This is a genomic window from Actinomadura rubrobrunea NBRC 15275, assembly GCF_001552235.1.
GTDB lineage: Bacteria > Actinomycetota > Actinomycetes > Streptosporangiales > Streptosporangiaceae > Spirillospora > Spirillospora viridilutea.
Genome location: NZ_BCQU01000003.1, coordinates 83,918 through 108,736 on the forward strand (window position 1 = coordinate 83,918; position 24,819 = coordinate 108,736).

Annotated in this window: 21 protein-coding genes; 5 read left to right on the forward strand and 16 right to left on the reverse strand. The window is 73.4% G+C overall.

The features are described from left to right. Nucleotides 1–312: 312 nt before the first annotated feature. Nucleotides 313–1,599, reverse strand: a complete 1,287-nt coding sequence (murA, locus tag AR3_RS01735) for a UDP-N-acetylglucosamine 1-carboxyvinyltransferase (protein WP_067907331.1) — start codon at nucleotides 1,597–1,599, stop codon at nucleotides 313–315. Between the two features lie 302 nt (nucleotides 1,600–1,901). Between murA and AR3_RS29225 the strand changes: the two genes are divergently transcribed. Next, on the forward strand, nucleotides 1,902–2,960 hold the full coding sequence (locus tag AR3_RS29225; RefSeq protein ID WP_083950832.1) for a suppressor of fused domain protein: 1,059 nt from the start codon (nucleotides 1,902–1,904) through the stop codon (nucleotides 2,958–2,960). 205 nt (nucleotides 2,961–3,165) lie between these two features. On the opposite strand, the gene AR3_RS01745 is transcribed toward AR3_RS29225, so the two are convergent. Genes AR3_RS01745 through purD form a run of 3 tightly spaced genes read right to left on the reverse strand, consistent with a single transcriptional unit; the run spans nucleotide 3,166 to nucleotide 6,691 of the window. Continuing rightward, nucleotides 3,166–4,032 carry an MOSC domain-containing protein gene (locus AR3_RS01745; RefSeq protein WP_083950833.1) on the reverse strand — a complete coding sequence of 289 codons (867 nt, stop codon included), beginning with the start codon at nucleotides 4,030–4,032 and terminating at the stop codon, nucleotides 3,166–3,168. Nucleotides 4,033–4,075: 43 nt separating this feature from the next. Further along, nucleotides 4,076–5,386: an adenylosuccinate lyase gene (gene purB, locus AR3_RS01750; RefSeq protein ID WP_067907246.1), complete on the reverse strand. Its 1,311-nt coding sequence runs from the start codon at nucleotides 5,384–5,386 to the stop codon at nucleotides 4,076–4,078. Nucleotides 5,387–5,437: 51 nt separating this feature from the next. Further along, nucleotides 5,438–6,691: a phosphoribosylamine--glycine ligase gene (purD, locus tag AR3_RS01755; protein WP_067907248.1), complete on the reverse strand. Its 1,254-nt coding sequence runs from the start codon at nucleotides 6,689–6,691 to the stop codon at nucleotides 5,438–5,440. Nucleotides 6,692–7,187: 496 nt separating this feature from the next. Between purD and AR3_RS01760 the strand changes: the two genes are divergently transcribed. Next, nucleotides 7,188–8,294, forward strand: a complete 1,107-nt coding sequence (locus AR3_RS01760; RefSeq protein WP_067907250.1) for a magnesium and cobalt transport protein CorA — start codon at nucleotides 7,188–7,190, stop codon at nucleotides 8,292–8,294. A gap of 67 nt (nucleotides 8,295–8,361) precedes the next feature. On the opposite strand, the gene AR3_RS01765 is transcribed toward AR3_RS01760, so the two are convergent. From AR3_RS01765 to fbaA, 6 genes are all read right to left on the reverse strand, one after another. Further along, the gene (locus AR3_RS01765) at nucleotides 8,362–9,276 is read right to left on the reverse strand and encodes a glycerophosphodiester phosphodiesterase family protein (protein ID WP_067907252.1); all 915 of its coding nucleotides are present in this window, start codon (nucleotides 9,274–9,276) and stop codon (nucleotides 8,362–8,364) included. Between the two features lie 133 nt (nucleotides 9,277–9,409). Then, nucleotides 9,410–10,693 (reverse strand): adenylosuccinate synthase, encoded by a 1,284-nt coding sequence (locus AR3_RS01770; protein WP_067907253.1) that lies wholly within the window; start codon nucleotides 10,691–10,693, stop codon nucleotides 9,410–9,412. Nucleotides 10,694–10,848: 155 nt separating this feature from the next. Beyond that, nucleotides 10,849–11,268: a DUF3151 domain-containing protein gene (locus tag AR3_RS01775; protein ID WP_217998413.1), complete on the reverse strand. Its 420-nt coding sequence runs from the start codon at nucleotides 11,266–11,268 to the stop codon at nucleotides 10,849–10,851. A gap of 58 nt (nucleotides 11,269–11,326) precedes the next feature. After that, nucleotides 11,327–11,857: a GNAT family N-acetyltransferase gene (locus AR3_RS01780; protein ID WP_067907257.1), complete on the reverse strand. Its 531-nt coding sequence runs from the start codon at nucleotides 11,855–11,857 to the stop codon at nucleotides 11,327–11,329. A 373-nt stretch (nucleotides 11,858–12,230) separates the two neighbouring features. Beyond that, complete coding sequence (locus AR3_RS01785; protein WP_067907259.1) at nucleotides 12,231–12,677, reverse strand: winged helix-turn-helix transcriptional regulator; 447 nt, start codon at nucleotides 12,675–12,677, stop codon at nucleotides 12,231–12,233. Nucleotides 12,678–12,759: 82 nt separating this feature from the next. Then, on the reverse strand, nucleotides 12,760–13,782 hold the full coding sequence (gene fbaA / locus AR3_RS01790) for a class II fructose-bisphosphate aldolase (RefSeq protein ID WP_067907260.1): 1,023 nt from the start codon (nucleotides 13,780–13,782) through the stop codon (nucleotides 12,760–12,762). A gap of 324 nt (nucleotides 13,783–14,106) precedes the next feature. Here fbaA and AR3_RS01795 point away from each other — a divergent pair, with 324 nt between their 5' ends. Beyond that, on the forward strand, nucleotides 14,107–14,835 hold the full coding sequence (locus AR3_RS01795; RefSeq protein WP_067907262.1) for a DedA family protein: 729 nt from the start codon (nucleotides 14,107–14,109) through the stop codon (nucleotides 14,833–14,835). A 72-nt stretch (nucleotides 14,836–14,907) separates the two neighbouring features. Beyond that, entirely contained in the window at nucleotides 14,908–15,330 is a 423-nt protein-coding gene (locus tag AR3_RS01800; protein WP_245637844.1) for a hypothetical protein, read from the forward strand. Between the two features lie 151 nt (nucleotides 15,331–15,481). On the opposite strand, the gene pyrE is transcribed toward AR3_RS01800, so the two are convergent. After that, nucleotides 15,482–16,018 (reverse strand): orotate phosphoribosyltransferase, encoded by a 537-nt coding sequence (gene pyrE / locus AR3_RS01805; RefSeq protein ID WP_067907265.1) that lies wholly within the window; start codon nucleotides 16,016–16,018, stop codon nucleotides 15,482–15,484. A gap of 98 nt (nucleotides 16,019–16,116) precedes the next feature. On the opposite strand from pyrE, the gene AR3_RS01810 reads away from it, so the two are divergent. Then, complete coding sequence (locus AR3_RS01810; RefSeq protein ID WP_067907267.1) at nucleotides 16,117–16,617, forward strand: alpha/beta fold hydrolase; 501 nt, start codon at nucleotides 16,117–16,119, stop codon at nucleotides 16,615–16,617. A gap of 13 nt (nucleotides 16,618–16,630) precedes the next feature. Here AR3_RS01810 and AR3_RS01815 read toward each other — a convergent pair whose 3' ends face one another. The 5 genes from AR3_RS01815 to AR3_RS01835 all read right to left on the reverse strand — a co-directional run bounded on the left by AR3_RS01815 (nucleotide 16,631) and on the right by AR3_RS01835 (nucleotide 24,751). Then, the gene (locus tag AR3_RS01815; protein ID WP_067907270.1) at nucleotides 16,631–17,305 is read right to left on the reverse strand and encodes a tetratricopeptide repeat protein; all 675 of its coding nucleotides are present in this window, start codon (nucleotides 17,303–17,305) and stop codon (nucleotides 16,631–16,633) included. A 149-nt stretch (nucleotides 17,306–17,454) separates the two neighbouring features. After that, nucleotides 17,455–19,017, reverse strand: a complete 1,563-nt coding sequence (locus tag AR3_RS01820) for an NYN domain-containing protein (protein ID WP_067907272.1) — start codon at nucleotides 19,015–19,017, stop codon at nucleotides 17,455–17,457. Nucleotides 19,018–19,395: 378 nt separating this feature from the next. Beyond that, the gene (locus AR3_RS01825) at nucleotides 19,396–21,936 is read right to left on the reverse strand and encodes a sigma-70 family RNA polymerase sigma factor (protein ID WP_067907274.1); all 2,541 of its coding nucleotides are present in this window, start codon (nucleotides 21,934–21,936) and stop codon (nucleotides 19,396–19,398) included. Between the two features lie 379 nt (nucleotides 21,937–22,315). Next, on the reverse strand, nucleotides 22,316–23,947 hold the full coding sequence (locus AR3_RS01830; RefSeq protein WP_067907277.1) for an alkaline phosphatase D family protein: 1,632 nt from the start codon (nucleotides 23,945–23,947) through the stop codon (nucleotides 22,316–22,318). 303 nt (nucleotides 23,948–24,250) lie between these two features. Beyond that, complete coding sequence (locus tag AR3_RS01835) at nucleotides 24,251–24,751, reverse strand: hypothetical protein (RefSeq protein ID WP_067907279.1); 501 nt, start codon at nucleotides 24,749–24,751, stop codon at nucleotides 24,251–24,253. Between the last annotated feature and the right edge of the window lie 68 nt (nucleotides 24,752–24,819).

The window sequence follows — 24,819 nt, forward strand, 5'->3', positions numbered from 1 at the left end:
GTGCCCGCTGGTCAGGCGCTCAAAGGAGGTGTGGAGGGCGCGTTGCGAAGCCTCTTCTGCGCTGTGCCGAAGCGCTTACTGTGCGTGAACGAGAGGGTCGCGAACCCAATCTTGGTGATTTTCCGACGCCCGTGACTGAGGTGCGCAGCATCAGTAAGGACCGCGCCCCGGCGCCGGACGTTACAAGCGACCTTGACAAGCCAGGCCCCTCGCGGCGGGTCCGGCAAGGGGTGCGCCGAGGGGGCAAACCGGCAGAAAAGCGAACCGCCCGCGCCGTGCGGCGGCGGGCGGTCGGGCGGAGCGCGGCGCCGGTCAGTCGGTCTCGCGGACGATCTCGGCGCCCAGCTGGGAGAGCCGCTCGGCGGTGTGCGCGTGGCCGCGGTCCAGGTAGTAGCCGTTGCTGATGACGGTCTCGCCCTCGGCGGCCAGGCCCGCCAGCACCAGGGCGCTGCCGCAGCGCAGGTCGTGCGCCTGCACCTGCGCGCCGCGCAGCGGCCGCGGTCCGCTGACCTTGGCGCGGTTGCCGTTGACCTCGATGTCGGCGCCCATCTTGCGCAGCTCCCCGGCCAGCTTGAACCGGCCGTCGAAGATCCGTTCGTAGATGTAGGACTGGCCGTCGGCCAGGCAGGACACCGCCATGATCGGCGACTGCAGGTCGGTGGCGAACCCGGGGTACTCGTCGGTGATGACGTTGATGGGCCGCAGCGGGCGCTCGCGGCGCACCTGCAGCACCGCCCCCTGCTGGTGGAACTCCACGCCCATCTGCTCCAGCTTGTCGGCGGCCACGCCCAGGTGCTCCAGGGACGCGCCCACCAGGTTCAGCTCGCCCCCGGTGATCGCGGCGGCCATGACGAACACGCCCGCGTCGATGCGGTCGGGCATGACGGTGTGCTCGACGGCGCTGAGCGCGTCCACGCCCTCCACGGTGATGAACCCGGTGCCGCCGCCGCTGATGCGCGCGCCCATGGCCTGCAGCAGCGCGATGTGGTCGAGCACCTCCGGCTCCAGCGCAGCGTTCTTGATCAGCGTCCGCCCCTTGGCCAGCGCGGCGGCCATGATCAGGTTCTCCGTGCCGGTGTGCGACGGCGTGTCGCAGTACAGTGTGCCGCCGCGCAGGTCGCCCGCCTTGATGTGGATGATCCCGTTGCCGCCGCCGGCCATCTGCTCGGTGACGGTGGCGCCGAGCCGCTTGAAGCCGTTGTAGTGGAAGTCCAGGTTCCGGCTGCCCAGGTTGCACCCGCCCACGCCTTCGATCACCGCCTCGCCGAGCCGGTGCAGCAGCGCGGGCACGAACAGGAAGGAGCCGCGGAAACGGGACGCGATGTCGGCCGGGAGCACCGGGCTGTCCAGCCGGGAGGCGTCGATCACCAACGTGCGCTCGGCCTCGTGCAGCTCGGCCTTGGCGCCCACGGCCTGGGCCAGCTCGACGGCGCGCCGCACGTCCTCGATGATCGGGACGTTGCGCAGGACCGTGCGGCCCGTGGCGGCCATCAGCGAGGCGCCGATCATCGGCAGGACGGCGTTCTTGGCGCCCTGGACGAAGACGGTGCCGTGCAGTCGCCGCCCGCCGCTCAGGCGGTAGCGGACCTCGTGGCCCATGGTCATCCCGATTGACTCCTTTAGCTGCGAGAACAGTGGGTCTGCTGAGCCGATGGGGGACTTGGCCTGCCCGTCCGCCCGGCGGGGAGACGGGGGTGACCGCGTGCGCCGGACGGTGTCCCTGTGCGTCGGCGCGCCCAAGTAAACCACCGTGACGCCGATGAGGCGTCCGGACCGGAGACCTCGTTCCGCCGGCCACTCTGTTAGATCGCACGTGGGCTCCTCGAAGTTCGAGACGAGTGCCCTCAGCGTGCCGTGTTTCGTCGTAACGTGTCCCCCATGCCGGACTAAGGTGACGGTCTATGGATGAATCAGCCCCCGGCTGGGACGCGATCGACGGTGCTCTCGGGCGCGTCTACGGGGACACGGAACCGTTCCACTGGGGCACCGTCCTCAAGTGGTCCCTGGGCGGCCCGGACCCCCTGGACGGCATCAGCGCCTACCGGCGCGACGACCCGGTGCCGCACTGGCACTACGTCTCGTACGGGATGACCGAGCTGTACGAGAAGGAGTCGTCCAATCCCGACGAGTCCGGCTGGGGGTTCGAGTTCACGTTCCGGCTGGCCAGAGACCCCCACGGGCCCGCCGACGACGAACCGCCGGTCTGGGCGGCGAACTTCCTGCAGAACCTCGCCCGGTACGTGTTCCGGACGGGCAACTGGTTCGAGGCCGGGCACCACATCGACCTCAACGGGCCGATCGCCGCCGATCGCGCCGACACCGCGATCCGCGCCGCCGCGTTCGTCCAGGACCCGGAGCTCGGCGCGATTTCCACGCCGCACGGCCGGGTGGAGTTCCTGCAGATCGTCGGGCTGACCCACGACGAGTACCAGTCGGCGCGGCGCTGGGACGCCCGGTCGCTGCTGGAGACGCTCGGCCCGCACCTGCCGCTGTACGTCACCGACCTCGGCCGAGGCTCGCTGCTGGCGGACCCGGACGTGGCCGAGGCCGTGCGCCGGGGCGAAGCGCGCGACGGGTCGAGCCAGGGGTCGGTGCTCGTCGACGTCGTGGGCTGGACGCTGCGGTCCGGCGCGGTCACCCTCCGGTTCGGCGCGCTGCCCGCCCCGGCGATCGCCGAGGCGCTGCGCGGCCGCCTGCCGTACGGGCGCGACCTGGTGGTCAGCGGGCGGGACGCGCACGTCGTGTTCCGGCCCGGCGACGCCTTCGCCGCCCGGGAGATCGACGACTCCGCGCTGGAGCTCACCGTCCCCGCGTCCGCGCTGGACGATCTGGTCGCCGCGCTGCCCGCCGAGGCGGGCAGCAGGCCGGTGCCGTCCCTGCCCGGCCTGGTGGTCGACATCGAGCCGACGGCCCTGCGCGACGGGCGCACCGGCGAGGCCACCGGCCGCGTCATCGGCTGACCCGCCCGCCGTTTCCCACCGCGGCCGCGGCACCGGCAGCTTGCGGCCATGGGCGAGGGCACTGCGGCCGGCCTCGATGGGGGAGCCACCGCGCGATCTGTCCACCGGCCCGCCCGGCCGCCAGGCCGTACGGAGCTTCCCCTCCACGCCCGCATCCCCGCCGCGCGCGGTCGATGAGGGCGGCGTCAGACGCGGTCCGAGGGGGCTACCGGCCGTCGTCCGAGTCGGGCGGCCGGGTCTCCAGGACCTCCACCGGGTCGCCCACCGTCAGGGTGCCGAGCACGCGCGGGACGCCGTTCTGGCCGAAGCGGATGCCGCGGCCGATGGTCCGGTACGCGGCCAGGGTGCGCAGCGGCTCGCGGCCGCGCACCCCGGTGTCCTGGTCGGTCGTGGTGATCACGCACCGGGTGCACGGCTTGACCAGCTCGATCACCGCGGGCCCCACCCGCAGCAGCCGCGCCTCGTCCTCGCCGTACGGGCCCAGCCCCTCGATCACCAGGCTGGGCCGGAACCGGTTCATCGGCAGCGGCTCGGCCAGCCGCGCGTTCAGGTCCGCCAGCGACTCGGCGGAGAGCACCAGCAGCGGGTAGCCGTCGGCGAACGCGACCTGGCCGCCGCCCCGCTTGGTCGCCCGGCGGCCGGTGAAGCGCACCAAGCGGCACTCGGCGTCCAGCAGGGCGGAGAACCAGGCGGCGGCCTCGTCGCCCTGGTCCACCCCCTGACAGGCGGACCTGTGGACGAACACCTCCCGCACGGGCCCGTCGTGCACGGCCTTGTGAACGAGCGGCGCGACGTCCACCGCGGGATCGGCGAACGCCACCGTGAGGACCTCGCCGTCGTACGACGGCCGCAGCAGCGCCATCCGGGGGAAGTCCCGTTGCGACAGGAAGCGCCCCTCCGGGGTGATGAGCATGAACTCCCGGTCGTACCGCAGCCCTGTCGGGGTCAGCTCCGCGGTGCGCAGGGACGTGCCGCGGCCGCTCTTGAACGGGTACACGTTGAGCTCGGTGAGCACCCCCGTGCCGGCGGCCGGGCGTCCCCCCTCGCGGTTCCCTCGTGCGGGTACCGTCACGGCGTCTCCTCATGCTGCGCGCGCCGGGGCGCGCGTGCGCGGCTCAGGTGAGGGCCGCCAGGCGGTCGAACACGGGGCCGAGGCGCTCCACGAACCGCTCGGGGCGGCACACCTCGTCCAGCCGCGCCTCGTCCAGGGTCAGACCGGCCTCGGCGGCGTGCTTGCGCAGCGTCTCGCGGAACGGCACGCCGGTCTGCCACGTCTCCATCGCGGCCTTCTGGACCAGCGGGTACGCCTCGTCGTCGCGCGACATGCCCATCTCCACCAGCTCCAGCAGCACCGTGGAGGTGTAGATGAGCCCGCCGGTGGACTCCAGGTTGGCCTTCATCCGCTCCTTGTCCACGACCAGCCCGGACATCAGCCGGTCGGTCAGGTGCAGCATGTAGTCCAGCGCGATGGACGCGTCCGGCAGCGCGATCCGCTCGGTGGACGAGTGCGAGATGTCCCGCTCGTGCCACAGCGGGATGCCCTCCATGACCGGGACGATCTGCGCCCGCACGACCCGCGCCAGCCCCGCCAGCCGCTCGGAGATGATCGGGTTCTTCTTGTGCGGCATCGCCGACGAGCCCTTCTGGCCCTTGCCGAACGGCTCCCACAGCTCGCGGACCTCGGTGCGCTGCCCGTGCCGCACCTCCAGCGCGATCGCCTCGCACACCGTCGCCATGATCGCCAGTGCGGACGTCCACTCGGCGATGCCGTCGCGCAGCACCACCTGCGTGGACACGTCGGCCGGGCGCAGCCCCAGCTTTTCGGCGACCTGCCGCTCGATCTGCGGGTCGATGTTGGAGTAGGTGCCGACCGCGCCGGAGATCGCCATCACGCCGACGGACTCGCGGGCGCGGCGCAGCCGGTCGCGCGACCGGGCCATGGCGAACGCGAAGTCGGCGACGCGGTGGCCCCACACGTCCGGCTCGGCGTGGATGCCGTGCGTGCGGCCCACCCGCAGCGTGGCGCGGTGCTCGAGGGCGTGGTCGCGCAGCGTCGCGACCAGCGCGTCCGCCTTGGCCAGCAGGATGTCGGTGGCCTCGACCAGCTGCAGGGCCAGCGCGGTGTCCAGCAGGTCCGACGACGTCATGCCGAAGTGGACGTACCGGGCCGCCTCCCGAGGCTCGGTGTTGTCCGCCCACGCCGACAGGAACGCGATCACGTCGTGCTGGGTGACCTTCTCGATCTCCTGCACCGCCTCCGGGGTGGGCGGCGGCGCGTTGCGCACCGGCTCCACGACGTCGGCCGGGATCGTGCCCGCCGCGGCGTGGGCCTCGACCACCAGGGTCTCGACCTTGCACCACAGCTCGTACTTGTGCGCGTCGCTCCAGACGCGCCCCATCTCCGGAAGCGTGTAGCGTTCGATCACGCCCCCGATTCTCGCAGGTCGCGGCGTGTGCCGACGCCCTGGGGGCGGGGCCTAGGCGCCGTGGGCGGCGGCCTCTTCGGCGATGTCGGAGCGGTGGTGGGAGCCGCGCAGCCGGATCCGGCCGAGCGCCTCGTACGCCCGGGCCCGCGCCTGGGCCAGGTCCGCGCCGGTGCCGACGACGTTGAGCACCCGGCCGCCCGCCGACACCGGCCGCCCTTCGGCGTCCACGCCGGTCCCGGCGTGCAGGACGTACGCGTCCGGCACCTGGGCGGCCTCCTCCAGCCCGGTGATCACGTCGCCCTTCACCGGGGACGCCGGGTAGTTCTCGGCCGCCAGCACGACCGTCACCGCCGCGCCCGGGCGCCACTCCAGGCGGGTCGAGGGGGCGAGCTCCCCGGCCGCGCACGCCCGCAGCAGCCCGCCCAGGGGTGTGGCCAGGCGGTCCAGCACGACCTGGGTCTCCGGGTCGCCGAAGCGGGCGTTGAACTCCACGACCCGCACGCCCTTGGACGTCAGCGCCAGCCCCGCGTACAGCACGCCGACGTACGGCGTCCCCCGGCGGCGCAGTTCGGCGACGGTGGGGCGGATCACCCGGTCCATCACCTCGTCCACCAGCCCGGTCGGCGCCCACGGCAGCGGCGTGTAGGCGCCCATGCCGCCGGTGTTGGGGCCCTCGCCGCCGTCGTAGGCGCGCTTGAAGTCCTGGGCGGGCATCAGCGGCACGGCGTTCTCGCCGTCGCACAGCGCGAACAGCGACGCCTCGGGGCCGTCGAGGAACTCCTCGATGACGACCCGGCCGCAGGCGGCGGCGTGCCGCAGCGCCTCGTCGCGGTCCTCGGTGACGACCACGCCCTTCCCGGCGGCCAGCCCGTCGTTCTTCACCACGTACGGCGGGCCGAACGCGTCCAGCGCCGCCTCGGCCTCGGCCGGGGTCTCGCAGACGCGGGCCGCGGCGGTCGGGACGCCCGCGGCGGCCATGACCTCTTTGGCGAACGCCTTGGAGCCCTCGATGCGGGCGGCCTCGCGGTCCGGCCCGAAGCAGGGGACGCCGGCCTCGCGCAGCGCGTCGCCCACCCCGGCCATCAGCGGGGCCTCGGGCCCGATCACGACCAGGTCCGCGGCCAGCCGCCGGGCCAGGTCCACGACGGCCTGCGGATCGGTGGCGTCCACCTGGTGGTTGGCGCCGAGCGCGGCGGTCCCGGGGTTGCCCGGGGCGCAGTGCACCTCGGCGACGGCGGGGTCAAGGCTGAGGGCGCGGGCGAGCGCGTGCTCGCGGCCGCCGGATCCAAGGACGAGTACTCGCACGTCACGCGAGCTTAGCCGCCCGCCCGGAGGCGACTTCGCTCCAAGCCGCGATATGACGGCCGCATCCCGTTCGGAGCCGTTCGGGACTGTTCAGCGGCCGTTCTTCCCCAGGGCATACGCACACGGCCGCCAATGTTGCGATAATAGTGCGGGTGTCCGGACGGCGTTGCGCCGCCGTCCGCACGCTCTGAGCCTCCCCCCTCGGTCGAGTGACCACGACCACGCCGCGCGGCGTCAACCGAGTCGCCGCCCGCTTCGTCGAAAAAGTCGACTGGTAGGCTGCCGAGGCTGTGACGTGACGGCCGTGAGCGAAAGGAGGTGGTCAAGATGAGCGCTGGCGATCCTTGCAGTACGCCGGAACTCCCTCACAGTCCGAATCCGACTGTTCGTCTGACCGCCTCTACCAGGCGCCCGGCCTCCCGCTTCGCGCGCTCCTTCCGCTGACCCAGGGTGAGCGCGCGCTGCGCGCGTGTGGCCGGCGGGTTAGGAGAACCTCATGGCCATGACGAAGGTCCGCCCTGGTCGCGCGACGATGTCGTTGTTCCGGACGCGGGGACGTCCGCACGCGTCCGCCTCCTCCAACGGCGGTCCGCGCCGCGACACGGCGGTGATCGACTGGGCCGCGTACATCGACGGCAACCGGGTGTCCACCGAGACCGTCGCCGACGCCGTCCGCCTCATCCGCGACGGCCGCCTGACCGCCGACGGCGACAGCGCCGGGTTCGTGTGGGTCGGGCTGCACGAGCCGTCCGCCGCCGAGCTGGCCGATCTGGCCGACGTGTTCGGCCTGCACCCGCTCGCCGTCGAGGACGCCATCCACGCCCACCAGCGGCCCAAGCTGGAACGCTACGACGACGTCCACTTCCTGGTGATGAAGACCGTCGGGTACGTGCAGCGCGAACCCGGCGGCGACGAGGTCGTCGAGACCGGCGAGATCATGATCTTCTGCGGCGCCGACTTCGTGGTGACGGTGCGGCACGGCGCCCACAACGAGCTCGGCCCGGTGCGGCGCCGCCTGGAGAAGAACCCCGGCCGCCTGGCGCTCGGCCCGGCCGCCGTCGTGCACGCCGTCGCCGACAGCGTCGTCGACGGGTACGTGTGCGTCGCGGACGCCGTCCAGGAGGACATCGACGAGGTCGAGGAGGCGGTGTTCTCCCCCGACCGCACCGACGAGTCCCGGCGCATCTACCGGCTCAAGCGCGAGGTCATCCAGCTCAAGCGGGCCGTCGGGCCGCTCGCCGGGCCGCTGCGCAACCTGTCGGGCCGCCGGTTCGTCCCCGCGGAGATCAAGGAGTACCTGCGCGACGTCGAGGACCACCTGACCCGCGTGCGCGAGCAGGTCGAGGCCTACGACGAGCTGCTCAACCCGATCCTGCAGGCGCACATGACCCAGGTGACGGTCGGCGACAACCAGGACATGCGGCGGATCTCCGCCTGGGGCGCCCTGTTCATGGTGCCCACCGCGATCGCCGGGATCTACGGCATGAACTTCGAGTTCATGCCCGAGCTGAAGTGGAAGTACGGCTACCCGATGGTCCTCGGGATCATCGCGGTGACCTGCGTGTCGCTGTACCGGGGCTTCCGGCGCAACGGCTGGCTGTGACCCGCCGTCCCGCGCCGCGCGCCCCGCGGCGGCGCGCGGGTCGGCCGGCCTCGGCGGACCGGCCGCCTCAACCGGGAAGCGGCGCGGTCATCGGCTCGGGCAGCGGCAGGCCGCGCCGGGCCAGGACGGCGCGCAGCCGGTCGGGGTAGTCGGTGACGATCGCGTCCACGCCGTAGTCGACGAACCGCGACATCTCCTCCGGCTCGTTGACCGTCCACACCACCACCGGAAGCGCCAGCGTCTGCGCCTGGTCCACCAGCTCGGGCGTGGCGAGCCGGCGCTCGGGCGACAGCGCCGTCGCGCCGATCTTCAGGGCGCTTCCGGCGGGATCGTCGGGCGGCTCCCCGGCCAGCCACGGCGACCCCGGGACGAGCGTGCGCGGCTCCACCAGCCCGACCCGCCCGGCGGCGGGGGCGTGGCGCTGCGCGGCGGTCAGCACGCGCCAGTCGAACGCCAGCAGCCGGCTGCGGCCGGTCAGCCCGAACTCGTCCAGCACCTCCGCCACGGCGGCGGTGAAGCGCTCCACGTCGGCGTCCGACCAGCCCGGATCCGTCTTCAGCTCGACGGCGAGGACGACGCCGCAGCCGCTCAGCAGCGCGCAGGTCTCGGCCAGCGTCGGCAGCGCGGTGCCCGGCAGCGGAAGCTGCGTCAGGACGAACGGGTCGTCGTCGTCGCTCGGGCGGCGCACGCCCGCCTCCAGCGTCTTGACCTGCTCCAACGTCAGGTCGCGGACGGCCTTGCCCACATACGGGAACAGCGGGTCGCCGGGACGCACGGGCGCGGTGTCCGCCAGCGTCACGGGAGACAGCGCCTGGTCGTGGTTGAGCACGACCACGCCGTCGGCGGTGATGCCGACGTCGAACTCGATCGCGTCGACACCCAGTTCCAGCGCGTACTTGAAGCCCGCCAGGGTGTTCTCCGGACGAAGGCCTCGCGCTCCTCGATGGCCGTGGAGCTCGACGGCTCCCCCGGTGAAATGCACGCGGGGAACGCTACAGGCTCACCGCGAACGATTGGTGGCCGACCGGTGAGAAACCGGGGAACTGCTCGTCAGACGCGTGTGATTCCGCGCACCCCCGACTCGGGCGCGTCGCGCCGCGGGGCGGCGCGCCCGGCTACACGAGGGGACGCAGCGACAGCGTCTGCTCGCGGCCCGGACCCACGCCGATCGCCGAGATCTGCGCGCCCGCCAGCTCCTCGACGGCGCGCACGTACGCCTGCGCGTTGGCGGGCAGGTCGGCGAAGGTCTTGGCGCCGCTGATGTCCTCCTTCCAGCCGTCCAGGTACTCCAGGATCGGCTTGGCGTGGTGGAAGTCGGTCTGCGACGGGGGCATCTCGTCGACCCGCTCGCCGTCGATGTCGTAGGCCACGCAGACCGGGATCCGCTCCAGGCCCGACAGGACGTCCAGCTTGGTCAGGAAGTAGTCGGTGATGCCGTTGACCCGGGTGGCGTAGCGGGCGATCACCGCGTCGAACCAGCCGCAGCGGCGGTCGCGGCCGGTGGTCACGCCGTACTCGCCGCCGGTCTTGCGCAGGTACTCGCCCTGCTCGTCCAGCAGCTCGGTCGGGAAGGGCCCCGAGCCGACCCGCGTGGTGTACGCCTTGAGGATGCCGATCACCTTGGTGATCCGCGTGGGCCCGATGCCGGACCCGGCGCACGCCCCGCCCGCGGTGGGGGACGACGACGTCACGAACGGGTAGGTGCCGTGGTCGATGTCCAGCAGCGTGCCCTGGGCGCCCTCCAGCAGCACCACCTTGCCCTCGTCCAGCGCCTTGTTGAGCACCAGCGCGGTGTCGGTGACGTAGGGCCGCAGCCGCTCGCCGTACTGGACGTACTCCTCGACGATCGGGCCGGTCTCGATGCGGCGCCGGTTGTAGACCTTGGTGAGGACCTGGTTCTTCTCGCGCAGCGCCAGGTCGAGCTTCTGGGTGAGGATGTTCGGGTCGAACAGGTCCTGCACCCGGATGCCCATGCGGTTGATCTTGTCGGCGTACGCCGGGCCGATGCCGCGGCCGGTCGTGCCGATGCGGGCCTTGCCCAGGTACCGCTCGGTCACCTTGTCCAGCGCCCGGTGGTGGGGCATGATCAGGTGCGCGTTGGCGGAGATCAGCAGTCGCTCGCAGGAGACGCCGCGCTCCTTCAGGCCGTCGATCTCCGACAGCAGCACGGCAGGGTCGATCACGACTCCGTTCCCGATCACCGGGATCACGTCCGGGGACAGCACCCCCGACGGCAGCAGGTGCAGGGCGTAGCTCTCGTCGCCGATGACCACGGTGTGGCCTGCGTTGTTGCCACCCTGGTAGCGGACGACGTAGTCGACGTCCCCGCCGAGCAGGTCGGTGGCCTTGCCCTTGCCCTCGTCTCCCCACTGGGCTCCGACAAGAACGATGGCCGGCATGCCGATCTTCCCTTCCCACGACGAAGGCCCCTGATCGCAAGCGCGAAGGGGCCTCTTGCGATCGCATCGTACCCGCCCCCGGAGAGTGAGGAAAAACGCACCTCACAGCCCCTGAGACCGCGCATGCCGGCAGCGACGGCCGTGGCGGACGAGGGTCAGGAGGACAGCGCCTCGGCGGCGGCCCGGCTGCTGTCGCGCAGGAACGCGCGGCAGCGTTCCGCCTCGTCCTCCTCGCCGATGGCGGCCGCGGCGCGGCCGAGGGCGTGCAGAGCGCGCAGGAAGCCCCGGTTCCCCTCGTGCTCCCACGGGATGGGCCCGTGCCCCTTCCAGCCCGCCCGCCGCAGCTGGTCGAGGCCGCGGTGGTAGCCGGTGCGGGCGAACGCGTACGAGTCGATCACGCCGCCGCGGGCGAAGGCGCGGTCGGCGAGCTCGGCCCACACCGCCGGATAGGCGGGATGGCGGGCGGCGACCTCGAACGGGTCGACGCCGCTCTCCAGGGCCTCACGGGCTTCGGGGTTGTCCGGAAGGTACGTCGGAGGCGGATCGCCGAGCAGGTTCTTGGTCATGCGGCTCATCGTAAGTCCCCCCAGCTCGCCCATATCAACCCGCCCTCCGCGGGCGACCCCGGCCCGCTCACGGGGTCACGCGCGGCAGGGGCAGGTGGAAGCGGGCCGAGCCGTCGTGCCAGACGGGGCGCGCCGCGGGCCAGGCGGCGGCGATGGCGGCGCGGGCCTGCCTGTTCTCGAGGAGGACGTCGGCGTGGAAGACGCCGATGCGGCGGCGCCGGGCCAGGTCGGCGAGGCAGGAGACCAGGAGGCGCGCCAGGCCGCGGCGCTGCCAGGAGTCGGCGACGAGGACGGCCACGTCGGCGTGGTCGGGGCGGTCGGCCAGGCGGGTGTAGTCGGCGATGCCGATGATCTCGTCGTCGAGCAGCGCGACGATCGCCTCGCGGTCCCAGTGGTCGAGCCCGCGCAGCGCGCGGACGTAGTCGTCGGGCAGGCGCGGGGTGCCGATGAAGAAGCGGGTGTAGAGGCTGTGCCGGGAGAGGCGCTGCGAGATGCGCAGCAGGCGCTCCTCGTCCCCGACGCCGTACGGGCGGACGCGCACGTCGTCCAGGGAGGCCGGCCCGAGGGAGAGCGGGCTGAGCAGTGTCAGTTCTGTCATGCAACCTATTGGACCGCTGCAAGGTTGCGTGACGCAACTATGGGAGGCCGTGCCGCCGTGGGCTTGGACATGCCGCGGAGGGCCTGGCGGTCGGGGTTGCCGGACGGCAGCAGCCGTGCTCGCCTCCACCAGCTCCAGATCGCGCGGCGCGGACCCAGGCCGCAGGTCGTCCAGGGCTGGCGGCGGCCCGGCGGGCGCGCTCCAAGTCGGGACGGCCCACCGCGACCACGTCGCGCACGGCCGGGCGGCGGGCCGGCACCGCGGCGACCTCGCGTCTCCCCGCCGGTGTTGATCACGTCGTCGGCGCGGCGGCTACGGGAGGCGGGGCTGGCTGCACCCGGGCCGCCTTCGCGCGGACAGGGCGCCGACGAGGTCAGGCGCCCGGGCCGGGGCGGGCCTCGACGTCGTTCGGGCCGAGCGGGGCGCCGCAGGAGTCGCAGACGAAACGGTCGGTCAGCGCGCCGTCGCAGCCGCGGTGGGCGACCACGACCGGCGGGCCCTTGGGGGCGTAGTGCCGGTCGCCCCACAGCAGCAGGCTCATGACCGCGGGCCACAGCTCGACGCCCTTGCGGGTCAGCCGGTACTCGTAGCGGTCGGGGCGCTCCTGGTAGCGGACGCGGCGGAACAGGCCCTCGTCGCACAGCCGGGTGAGCCGGTCGGTGAGCACGTTGCGGGCGATGCCGAGGGCCTCCTGGAAGTCGTCGAAGCGGCGCACGCCCTCGAACGCGCTGCGCAGGATCAGCAGCGTCCAGCGGTCCCCCACGACCTCCAGGGCGCGGGCCACCGAGCAGTTCTGCGACTCGTACGTGCGGGGCAGCACGCTTCCAGAGTAAGCGGTTGTCTCACGCAACGGACCCCCGGACCAGGCGGGGCCCGGGGGTCCGCGCGAACGCCTCCGACGCTTACTTGATCTTCTTGCCGGCCGACATCAGGTGCTCGCAGGCCTCGACGACCCGCTTGGCCATGCTCTCCTCGGCGAGCTTGCCGTAGGAGCGCGGGTCGTACTTCTTCTTGTTGCCGACCTCGCCGTCCACCTTGAGCACGCCGTCGTAGTTGGTGAACATGTGCGCGGCGATCGGGCGGGTGAAGGCGTACTGGGTGTCGGTGTCGATGTTCATCTTGACCACGCCGTACGACACCGCCTGCCGGATCTCCTCCAGGCTGGAGCCGGACCCGCCGTGGAACACCAGGTCGAACGGGCGCTCCTTGCCGTACTTGGCGCCGACCGCGTCCTGGATCTCCTTCAGCACCTCCGGACGCAGCTTGACGTGCCCGGGCTTGTAGACGCCGTGCACGTTGCCGAACGTGGCGGCCAGCAGGTAGCGGCCCTTCTCGCCCAGCCCGACCGCCTCGGCGGTGGCCAGGGCGTCCTCGGGCGTGGTGTAGAGCTTCTCGTTGATCTCGCCGACGATGCCGTCCTCCTCGCCGCCGACGACCCCGATCTCCATCTCCATGATCACGCGGGCCTTGGCGCACTCCTCGACCAGCTCGGCGGCGATGGCCAGGTTCTCGTCCAGGGGGACGGCCGACCCGTCCCACATGTGCGACTGGAACAGCGGCTCCTCGCCCCGCGCCACCCGCTCCTGGGAGATCTTGACCAGCGGACGCATGAAGCCGTCCAGCTTCTCCTTGGGGCAGTGGTCGGTGTGCAGGGCGATGTTGACCGGGTACTTGGCCGCGACGACCCGGGCGTACTCGGCCAGCGCGGTGGCGCCGACGACCATGTCCTTGACGGTGGAGCCGGACAGGTACTCGGCGCCGCCGGTCGACACCTGGATGATCCCGTCGCTCTCCGCCTCGGCGAAGCCGCGCAGCGCCGCGTTCAGCGTCTGACTGGAGGTCACGTTGATCGCGGGGTAGGCGAAACCGCCCTGCTTGGCACGGTCGAGCATCTCCGCGTAGACCTCGGGGGTCGCGATGGGCATGGTGAGCGTCCTTTCTTACGCGATGGTGCCGCCGGGCATCCGGCCGTGTTGACCGCGTCGCAGGTCAGGCAGCCCCTGGAACGGAAAGGCCGGGCGTGGCGCGTCGGCCGCCGCGTCGAGGCCCCGCCCGGTCCGCGGACGGCCGCGCCACAGCTGCCAGTATCTCGAATTCTCCCGGCCGGGCCACCAGCGGCCCCCGCGGAATGTCACCGGCCCCGGCCGCCCCCCTCCGGCCCGGGCGCAGCGGCGTGAGCTGCGGGAACATCGACGCCGCCGGGACCGGATGAACCGGGGATCCGCCGGGGCGGCCGGTAGTCTCGCGTTGTGGACCTGGCGCTCATCTCCTCGGACATCACCGAGTGGCTGCACCCGACCGCGTGGCTGCACCTGTTCGGCACCTTCGCCACGATCGGCGTGATCGCCATCATCTTCGCCGAGACCGGACTGCTCGTCGGCTGCCTGCTGCCGGGCGACTCGCTGCTGTTCACGGCGGGCGTCCTCACCGTGGTCACGGAGATCGACGGGCAGCGGTTCCAGCCGCTGTCGCTGCCCTGGCTGCTGGTCGGCGGGCCGATCGCCGCGATCGCCGGCGCCCAGCTCGGGCACTGGCTCGGCGCCAGGTACGGGCGCCGGCTGTTCGACCGCCCGGACTCGCGGCTGTTCCGCCGGGAATGGGTGGAGAAGGCCGAGTACTACTTCAACCGGTTCGGCCCGGCCCGGGCGGTGGTGCTGGCGCGGTTCGTCCCCATCGTGCGGACCTTCCTCAACCCGCTCGCCGGGATGCTCGCCATGCCGCCCGGCCGGTTCCTGGTCTTCAACGCCCTCGGCGCGGTCGTGTGGACCGACAGCCTGTTCCTCGCGGGCCACTACCTCGGCACGAGCGTCCCGGACATCGAGCGCTACATCCTGCCGGGCGTGGCGGTCATCCTGGTGCTGTCGCTCATCCCGATCGTCCATGAGGTCATGAAGGGACGCAGGACGCGGCACGACGGAACGAATAAGAATGACTCTGAAGAGTCACGTCCGTCGCTCAGCAGCGACACTTATCGCTAACCTCCCCATGTGGGACGTCATCGGTCGGACCCTCGGGGTCTCGCGCGCATACTGATCGCGGCCGTGGCCGTGATGCTGGCATTAGCGCTTCTCGTCATCGGTGGGATCGCGCTGGTGAACGCGCTGACATCGGAGCCCGAGGGCGCACCCCCGGGAGCGGCCGAAACCGCCGACGCCGAGGACCCGCTCGGCTCCGCGGACGCCACCCCCACGCGCAGCCGCACCGCGCAGTCCGCCACGGCCACCCCCCTGGTCATCCGAGTGGTCGGAGCGCCCACTCGGGTGGTGGTGACCGTGGCCGGCACCGGCGAGGTGCTGCAGCAGGGCGTGCTGAACACCGGGGAGGCGCGCCAGTACGACAAGGCGCCTTTGCAGGTGGTCGCCGCGGACGGCGGTTCGGTCGAGGTGCTCATCTACGGTCGGCAGCAGCCCCGCGCACCCGCCGGGGAGCGCAAGAGCTGGTTCGTGCCCGCCAAGGGCAGCCGTCAAGGGTGAGCGGGCATCCGCCCGGTGCGCCCCCGCCACGGCGGGGGCGCACCGGTGCGTGCGCCGTCAGACACGCCACGGTGCCCGCGGCGCCGCGCCGCGGGCACCGTTCGACGCATGCCCTTCTGCGGACGCCCCTGAGCGCCCCGCGCCGGGCCGGTCAGGACACGCCCAGATCGGCGAGCGTGAAGGGGTGGCGGTACTCCAGCCCCTCGGCGGCGATGTTCTGCGCGGCGCCGCGTTCCACGATCGTGGCGACCGCGACGACCTCGGCGCCCGCCTCCCGCAGCGCCCGCACGGCCGTCAGCACCGAGGAGCCGGTCGTGGAGGTGTCCTCGACGGCGAGCACGCGGCGGCCCGCCACGTCCGGGCCCTCGATGCGGCGCTGCAGACCGTGCGCCTTGCCCTCCTTGCGGACCACGAACGCGTCCAGGGCGCGGCCGCGGGCGGCCGCGGCGTGCAGCATGGCCGTGGCCACCGGGTCGGCGCCGAGCGTGAGCCCGCCGACGGCGTCGTAGTCCAGGTCGGCCGTCACGTCCAGCATCACGCGGCCGACCAGCGGCGCCACCTCGCCGGACAGGGTGATCCGCCGCAGGTCGACGTACCAGGACGCGCGCCGCCCGGACGACAGCACGAAGTCGCCGTGCACCACGGCCCGCGCTTTGATCTCTTTCAGCAGGTCATCGCGATCGCTCACAGCCCCCCACCCTATTCGTGCCGCTCCGCCCCCTCATGACCGCGCCGTCCCATGTAGCGTGGCGGGAAAGCGCCTCGGGGCGGTAGGAGGTGGAGGCAATGACGCCCGGGACCATCGTGCTGTTGCACACCCCGCACGCCACCGCCGACATGTGGGGGGACCTGCCCGAGGCGCTGCGCTCGCACGGGCTGGACGTGGTCGCGCCCGACGTCCAGGGCGAGGACGGGACGCGGTACGTGGCGCGCGCGTCGCTCATCATCGCCGCGACGGCGCCGACCGCGCCGCTGGTGCTGGTCGGGCACGGCGCGGCGGGTCCGCTGCTCCCGGGCGTGGCGCTCGCGCAGCGCGCCGCGCACCGCAAGATCGGCGCGTACGTCTTCGTCGACGCCGACCTGCCGCGTCCCCTCACGGACGGCCACGGCCTGCCGATGCCGCCCGACTGGCCCGAGGCGCCGTGCGGCTACCTGCGCACCCGCTCGGCGCGCGACGAGCACGACCGGGCGGCGCGCGAGGCGCGGCTGCGCGGCTGGCCCGTCGTGGAGCAGACGCCGCCGACGGACGTCGCCCAGGCGTTCACCCAGCTGATCGCCGCCCTGTGACGGCGGGACGGCGTCAGGTGCCGTTCTTCAGCAGGTCGTCGAGGAGGGCGTCGTAGTCGTCCTCGGCGCGGCCGAGGTCGACCCGGGCCCGGTAGCGCAGCCGCAGCAGGGCCTCCAGGCTGTCCTCGGCGAGGGCCACGTCCTCGGGGCCGGGCTCGTCGGACGCGGCGGGCCGGTCGGGGGCGTCGCCGGCGCCGACCGCCTTCCCCGCGGTCGCCGCCTCCGACCCCGCGCCCATGCCGGTGCCCACCGCGCTGTCGCGCAGCGCCAGCACCACGTCGGCGCCCGCGGTGGCCCACTCGTGCGCCCCGGCCGCGTCCCCGTGGGCGTACAGGACCTCCGCGACCGCCCGGTACACCTCGGGGTCGCGCGGTTCGTCCGCGCGGATCTCCTCGACCAGCGTGCGCGCCTCGTCGGCGCGGCCCAGCTCGAACAGCGCGTCGGCCAGGTAGGCGCGGGGGTCGCCGTAGGCCTCCCCGCCGTCCTCGATGGCCTTGCGGTACAGCTCCGCGGCCTTGTCGTGACGGCCCGCGTGCTGCCACTGCTCTCCCGCCCGCAGCAGCACCTTGGCGCGTGACACGCCGCCGGAGACCGTCTCGGCGAGCTCCGAGAGCCGCAGCGCCGCGGCGACGTGGTCGCCCGTGCGCAGGGTGTCGAACTCCAGGTCGTCGAGATCGTCTTCCGTCACATGGGTCACGCCTCAACGCTACCCGTCGCTCGGCGAACGAAGCGGGTGAATCGAGATGATCGTGAATTACCTACGCGTTCAGGCGACGACTCCGCCGATCGGACCGGACGCCCGCGCCGCGCCGCCCGCCGCGTCGGCGCCGGAGCGGCTCAGCGGCGGGAGCGTTCGAGGGCGTCCCAGAAGCCGCGGCGCAGCGCGTGCCGCACCTCGTCGTGCAGCAGGAAGTCGATCGGCAGCGAGGAGCCCTGCAGCAGGCGGGCCTCCAGGTCGGACGGCATCCGCGGCTTGCGGGCCAGCACGGCCTCCAGCCACAGCGCGGGCGCGTCCCGGGCGACGGACTCGCCGAAGTCCTGCCCCTCCTGGTGGGCGGCCTTGACCGCGTCGGCCAGCGTGGGCGTGTTCTTCTGGGCCGGCACCGGCGCGAGCTGCTGCGGGCCGGTGTACGGCCCGACCGGCTGCCCGGTCGCGGCGGACGGGCTGAACTGCGAGCCGGCGGTGCTCTGCGGCGCGGTGGTCTGCGCGGCCGGAGCGGGCTGCAGCGGCCCGGTGGTGGAGGACGACTGCGGCGGCGCGCCCGCGCCGGGCCCCGAGGCCGGCCCCGGGGTGTAGCCGCCCGTCCCCGACCCGAGGTCGGCGTTGGAGCCCAGGTTCGGCGCGCCGGACGTCCCGAGACCGGAGCCCGAGCCGATCCCGGCGGAGGAGCCGAGCCCGGAGGGCGAGCCGACGCCGGAGCCGAGCGACCCCGGGCCCGAGCCGAGCGCCGGACGCGGGGCCGTGTCGGAGGACCCGGGCTTGGCGGCGCCGACGCCCGCCCCGGCTCCCGACCCGAGGCCCGACGGCAGGCCGGACGGCGACGCGCCGCCCGCGCCCAGCCCGGACGTCGAACCGACGCCGCCGCCGATGCCGTAGGCGCCCGTCGATCCCCCGCCGGACCCGGACGACGGCCCCGACGACCCGGAGGACCCGGACGACGTCGACGAGCCCGCCGACGAGCCCGACGAGCCCGTCGACGAGCCGGACAGCTGCGGCGGACCGGTCAGCGGCGTCGACGGCGGCGGGCCTCCGGGCGAGACGCTCTGCAGCGGCCCGAGCGCGCCGCCCGCGCCCGATCCGCTGCCGTGCCCGTTGGACAGCGGCCCGGCGGGCAGGCCCGACGAGCCCGTGGACGACTCCACGCCCGCCAGCAGGTTGACGTAGGGGCGCAGCTGCCCGGCGCCGAGCTCGATGAGGTCGTCGCACTCCTGACGCAGCACCCGCGAAATGGTCCAGTTGCCGTCGACCGCCACGTGCACGACGGTCACGCGGACGCCGAGGTCCTGCGCGTCCGCCACCACCTGGGCCAGGTCCTCGTCGCCGCTGACGATCACCGCGTCGGCCAGCGCGCCGTTGCGCGCCAGCGTCATCAGGTCGCGGTGGATCTCGGTGTCGACGCCCTCGCGGCGGCCGGGGCGGATGCGGCCGAGACGCAGCTTGAGCCCGGGCAGGTCGGCCAGCGCCTCGTGCTCGGGGGAGCGGCGGCCCTCGACCGTCGCCTCGTACCAGTAGCAGCGCAGCAGCGGCAGGCCCGTCCGCTCGCGGGCCAGCTCGCCCAGCAGCTGCAGCAGGCCGCCGAAGTCCCAGGAAACGGTTTCCCTATGGCGTGTGCCGTGCACCGCCATGGCGCCGTCCGCCAGCAGATAGCCGGCGTCCACGAACAGCGCGCAGCGATCCATGCGGCACCGCCTTTCCTCAACACGGGACCTCTCCGGGAACCCACTCCGCTGTCAGGTTCTCGGGGGGCGGCCATCTCGGGCGGCCCGCCTTCCTGCTCTGCGGGACGTGAGTCGGCGAAGAAGAACCCGGCGCCTATAGCGTAGTGAAAGCCGCTGGCCACGTAAGCCCATACGGCGATTCGCCACTCTTTCATGACAGGTGGACGCGCGCGAGTCCACGAGGCGGCGAATCCGGCGGGTCGGCCGCCCCACCCTGGTTCCGAGGACTGTCAGCGCGGGACGCTACCAGCCGTTCCGGTCTGTCCATAATGCTTCCGCATGATCTTTACGCGCGGAGTCGGCTTCGCGGTTCAGTCGTGAAGCCTCGGTAACCCGGGCTTAACCGCGCGTGGTCGCGACGGTCACGACTCCCGGAAGGCAGGCGTCCCGGCCGGCGTGGAAGGTCAGCGTTCGGTAATTGCGTGGAAACGCCGAGAAGTCATCGACGTCCACCCCGAAGGAAAGCCCGGGGCCGACGGCGCCGCGCGCGGAGCCGTCGAAAACGTTGCCGGGGTCGCGGTCGCCCGCGGCGGGCACCAGCGGCCGCCCGTCCAGCAGCAGCCGGTCGCCGGACAGGTCGGCGTCGCCCTCCCAGACCACCGCGCCGACACGGCCGGGCCGCCCCGCGGCGAGCAGGCCGCCCACCGGCGCGTCGAGCCGCCGCCGCGCGTCGAGCACCGGCGCCCGCCGGGCCCGCACCGCGTCGAGCACCATGGCCTGCCGGTGCGGCGCGTCGGGGGACGCGACGACCACGACCAGCGCCCAGCCCGCGTACCGGCCCGCGCCGGTGCGCAGCGGCGGGTCCGCGCACCACCACACGCCGCCGCCGTGCCGCCGCACCAGCGCGGTCACGTCGGCGAACGCCTGGTAGACCGGGCCGACGGGCAGCCGCCCGCGGCTCACCTCGGCGGCGCGGACCGTCCGGTACGACGTGCCGGGCGGCCGCAGCTTCACGGTGACGGGGCCGCGGGGGCGCGCCGTGCCCGACCAGTACAGCCCCGCCCACAGGACGGTCGACTTCTCCGGCAGCCGCACGCGGGCGGCGCTGGATGCTCTCGTCGCGGCCGCGCGGTCTTGGTCGAGCGGGCGCATCCGCCACCAGTCGTTGTCGCGCCTGTGCCCCGTGCGGCGCAGCGTGCGTCGGCAGTCGGGACGGCTCATGTCGCAGGTCAGCAGCGCGTTGCCCGCGTGGACGGTGTGCAGGCGGCCGTCCGCGGCGAAGCGGGCGGGCAGTCCCGCTCGCGTCACGCCGTGCGGTGCGCGGGCCGCGCCGAGGCGCATCCCGCCCGAGGACACCGTGACCGTCGGCGCCGCGCCGTACGGCGCCGACGCGGCCACATATACGCGGAGGTATGCGGACACGGCGGCGCCCGGCGGCAGCGGCGCGCGCGTGCATCGCACCCGGGCGGCGCGCCCCGGCGTCCGGCCCCTGCGCGGGCGGCACCGCCAGCCGTCACCCGATGAACGCGCCGCGGTGGACCGCGCCGCGCGGCGTCCCGTCGCGCCGCCCGCGTACGCCACACCGGGCGGCAGATCGACGTCCGCGACCAAGGCGCCGGTGAGGCTCGCGCCGTCATTGCGGACCGAAAACGCCACGATGCCGCGTTCATCGCGCAGCAACGCGCCGACCACGCCGATGCGCGTCACCAGCCGTTCCCCAGGAGGCCGCGGCCGCACTGCGGGAGGATTCGGCGCGGGCGACGGCCTCACCACGGATCCTGCGCGGCCCGCCCGCGGTGGGCCCCCGACCGGCGCAGTGACCGGGGACGACGGCGCGGCCTCGGACGCCGGCAGGTCGGCGGGCGGCGTCGGACTCGGCGCGGGGCGGGGCGGGCCGCCCGGAGATTCGTGCGCCGGCCGGATCGACTCGTCCCCCGACACCAGGATCAGACCGAGGACCACCGCCGCCGCCAGCGCCGCGGCCGCGCCGCCGAGCACCTGTTGACGTCTCGTCGGCCGCTGCGGGAAGCCGAACACGCCGCCGCCCTGCGCGGCGCCCGTGTAGGCGCCGGCCGCCGCGCCCAGCACCAGCGGGCCGACGACCTCGCGCAGCGCCGAGCCCACGGCGGCCAGCTCGGCGGCGACCGCCGCGCAGCGTTCGCAGCCGTCGAGGTGGCGTCGGACGGCACGCGACTCGCGCCTGGACGAGCCGCCGCGCACGTGCGCGCCCAGCTTCCCCAGCACCGCACGGCACTCCTCAGCCGGCCGGGACGCGGCGGCACCCGCACCCGAGGGGGAGGCGTCCATGTCCTCCGCGGGCAGGTGCAACCGCAGGTACGCCTGCCGCAGTCCCTCGCGCGCCCGGTGCGCCAGCGCCGCCGCGCCGTCGGGAGTGAGGCCGAGCAGCGGCGCCACCTCCGCGGGTTCGGCGCCCTCGACCTCCGTGTGCCACAGCACCGTCCGCCAGCGCTCGGGCAGCGACCGGAAGGCGCGCGCGACCATCGAGCGCTCCAGCCCCTCCAGCGCCGGGTCGGCGAACGGGGCGCCCGGGTCGTCCTCCTCGCTCCGGTCGGTCGGCCGTCGCTCGCTCCGGCGCCGGTCGTCGACGGTGCGGCGGACCGCGGTGAGCAGGTACGGCCGGAACTCCGCGCGGGGTCCGCCACCGCGGCGCAGCGCGTCCAGCACCTTGGCGAACGCCTCCCGCACCACGTCCTCGGCGGCGCCGGCGCCGGTCAGGTGCCGCGCCAGCGTCCGCGCCGCTGCCGCATGCCGCTCGTACAGCGTCGCGGAGGCCGATGAGTCCCCGGCGCGGACGCGCGAGATCAGTGCCGCGTCGCTCGACTCCTCCGCGGTCGGGTCCGGCGACGCGGCGTCGCTCACGAAGACCTCCCAGCCCGTCGAGGCGATCCCCTTGCCGGGGGAGCGCCGTCCATCGACCACTCTTTGTAACTCTACTGACACGCTACGTCGCGGAAAAGGATTCTGCAAAGCGCGTCATGACCGAACGGATTCGCGGTCTTGAACCTGTGAGGACGCAGCCGCGGGCCGGTCCCGCGGCGAACGGTGGCCGGAAGGAGCGGCCTCGGCGGACCCGGGCGGCGGGCTCACCGGCGGCCGCGCGGTCCGTCATCGAGGCACGGGTGTTCCGTGAATGCCTCGAGCGGTGCAACGCGCCGGGAGGGGCGCGCCGTCATATGAGCGTGCGGACGCCGTCAGCGTCGGCAGCCCCGACGAGGGGGCGGGGCAGGCGCCGATGGCCCGGACGGGGCGTCCGTTCCGCTGGAGCGGGCGGAACGGACGCTCCTTCTGCACTCGCAGGTCAGCCCGTGACCAGCCGGACGCTGTGCAGCTCCAACAGCTCGGTCGCGGTGCGCGGCGTGCGCCAGCGCACTCGGCAGTCCCGGCCGGACAGCTCCACCGTCGCGATCGCGTTGGAGAACCACGGCCCGTCGGTGATGCGCCACCGCAGCGGCGGCGGCGCCACCCCGGCCAGCCGCCGGAGCAGCCGGAACGGCGGAGCCGTGGCCCGCAAGCAGGCGATCTTGTTGGCCCACCGGAACCGGCCCGCCAGCGGATTGCGGAACGGCGAGCACACGATCTGCGCGATCGCCGACTGCGTGTCGTCCGGGACGGTGACCCGCGCGAGGTAGGAGTAGTGGATGTCGCCGGACAGGAACGCGATGCTCGCCGGGGCGGCGCCGCGTTCGCCGCGCGCCACCGCGAGCACGTCCTCGGCCACCGCCCGGAACGACGCGTCGAACGCGGCCCAGTGCTCCAGGTCGGCGGCCTGCCGCATCGTCTCGGCGAACCGGGCGGCGCGCTTCCCCCAGGCGCCGTCCGCCACCGCCTCGTTCCACGCCTCGGCGTTGTGGATCGTCGACGGCAGCAGGTACGGCAGGGAGCTGGCGATGAGCAGGTGGTCGCGGCCGCCCCGGCACTGCTCGTCCAGCCAGCGGAACTCCTCGTCGTCGAGCATCGCGCGGCGCTCGGGCGTCAGCAGCCGGGAGCAGCGGCTGTCCACGACGATGAGGCGGGTGCCGCCCCAGTCCCGCACGTAGCTCCACCGCGTGGACGACGGCTCGCGGTCGGCCCGCTCGGCGAACTCGTCCAGCACCTTCGCGCCGTCGCCGTGGTCCTCGGACGCCGCGCGCACCGCCTTGTACACCGGATCGGCCGCGCGCTCGGCCGGCGACAGGTTCCCGAGGTGCTGGTAGATCCAGTAGGAGCCGATGCCGCCGACGATGCGCTCCCGCCACCACGGCTGCGCCTGCATGCGCCGACGCCAGGCGTAGGAGGTGTTCCAGTCGTCGCGGACGTCGTGGTCGTCGAAGACGGTGAACGTGGGGACGGTCGACAGCAGCCAGCGCACGGCCGCGTCCTCGCGCCAGGCCAGCCGGTACAGGTAGGTGTACTCCTCGAAGTCGGCCAGCTCGTCGCGGGGTTCCCCGTCGGGGCCGCGGCGTCGCGCGATGAACGCGCGCATCTCGTCACTGAGCTCGTCGGCGTACACCTGGTCGCCGATCATCAGCAGCGCGTCCGGCCGCTCGCCGCCGCGCGCCACCGTGTGGGCGTAGGCCGCGAGCGCGTCCAGTCCATGCCGGTTCGTCCGGTCGGGCGCGCGGCGGCAGGAACCGAACGCGATCTTCAGCGTGTCGCCCGGGCCGGGCGCCGGCGTGCGGATCGTGCTCGGGGGAAAGGACGACCCCTCCTCGGGCCAGACCCGCTCGCCGTCGATCAGCACTTCGTACGGCACCTCGGAGCCGGGCTCCAGGCCGTCGACGTCGACCAGGGCGTAGTGGTGCCCGTGCACGGTGAACGTCTGCGCCGAGGCGTCCACACCGTGCCCCCCGGCGACGACGCGCACCTCGCAGGGGCGATCGGTTTCGACCCAGACGGTGGCGGTGCGCTCTTCCACGTGCCTGAGCAAGGGCCCGAGTACCAAAGCGGTCATACACGGCTCTCTATCGGACGCGGAACGGCCGTGTCCATCGCTTCGCCGGTTCGCGGCTCCGGTCTCCGGGCCCGTGCCCAGTTCGTCATTCAGCGTTCACCGCGACGACGCTGTAGGGAGTGGTCGGGGTCGAAGTGGTGGTGAAGCGCGCGTTGGGCAGGTAACAGGCGTTGACCTCGAGAAGCTTTTGCGCGGGGGCGTCCTAGCGGAGAGGTGTCGAACTGTCAGGCGGTCGCCGCTGGGGTGTGCAACGGCCATGGAGTCGCACCGTCGTCGCCGCAACGGGATCCGTCGCGGATCCCGTCAGCCTTCGCTGAGGAAGCCCGCCCCGAGAGAGCCGGAAATCCGGTCGTTCTTCTTGTCGCCCTTCTTCGGCTCGAATCGCAGGACGGCGCCCGTCTCGTCGAGCCGCGTCACCGTGATCTTCGGGCCGTAGGCGAGCGAGAACATTCCGGTTCCCCGGTGGTAGGCGCGCGTGAGCTGGCCGTTCGTCCTGAGGACGACGTAGTTCATCTTGTTCGGCGGCACGTGGGTGACGTACAGCTTGTGGATGCCGAACTTGTCCGCCAGCGGAATGTCGGCGGTCTTCCCCCGGACGACGATCTCGCAGTCGCCCTTCTTGCACGCTTTCACGTCGGTGCCGTTCGCGGCGGTGAGCGAGGGGCTCGGGGTCGGACTCTTCGGGGCGGAGGTCGTGGTCTTCGCCGCGGCGGGGCGCTCAGGGGACGACGAGGAGCAGCCGGGCGCCAGGAGGAGCGGGACGAGCAGCGGGGCCGCACGCCTGACGGCGTTGATGTGACGCATAGTACGCCTTCATAGCAGAACGTATAACCGGCCGGGAAGTCAAAAAAACGCGCGGAAAACGACAGAGG

Coding starts and splice junctions, on each gene's coding strand:
- murA (WP_067907331.1), bottom strand. CDS start 1,599: ATGGGCCACGAGGTCCGCTACCGCCTGAGCGGCGGGCGGCGACTGCAC.
- AR3_RS29225 (WP_083950832.1), top strand. CDS start 1,902: ATGGATGAATCAGCCCCCGGCTGGGACGCGATCGACGGTGCTCTCGGG.
- AR3_RS01760 (WP_067907250.1), top strand. CDS start 7,188: ATGGCCATGACGAAGGTCCGCCCTGGTCGCGCGACGATGTCGTTGTTC.
- AR3_RS01770 (WP_067907253.1), bottom strand. CDS start 10,693: ATGCCGGCCATCGTTCTTGTCGGAGCCCAGTGGGGAGACGAGGGCAAG.
- AR3_RS01775 (WP_217998413.1), bottom strand. CDS start 11,268: ATGAGCCGCATGACCAAGAACCTGCTCGGCGATCCGCCTCCGACGTAC.
- AR3_RS01780 (WP_067907257.1), bottom strand. CDS start 11,857: ATGACAGAACTGACACTGCTCAGCCCGCTCTCCCTCGGGCCGGCCTCC.
- fbaA (WP_067907260.1), bottom strand. CDS start 13,782: ATGCCCATCGCGACCCCCGAGGTCTACGCGGAGATGCTCGACCGTGCC.
- AR3_RS01800 (WP_245637844.1), top strand. CDS start 14,908: ATGCTGGCATTAGCGCTTCTCGTCATCGGTGGGATCGCGCTGGTGAAC.
- AR3_RS01810 (WP_067907267.1), top strand. CDS start 16,117: ATGACGCCCGGGACCATCGTGCTGTTGCACACCCCGCACGCCACCGCC.
- AR3_RS01820 (WP_067907272.1), bottom strand. CDS start 19,017: ATGGATCGCTGCGCGCTGTTCGTGGACGCCGGCTATCTGCTGGCGGAC.
- AR3_RS01830 (WP_067907277.1), bottom strand. CDS start 23,947: ATGACCGCTTTGGTACTCGGGCCCTTGCTCAGGCACGTGGAAGAGCGC.
- AR3_RS01835 (WP_067907279.1), bottom strand. CDS start 24,751: ATGCGTCACATCAACGCCGTCAGGCGTGCGGCCCCGCTGCTCGTCCCG.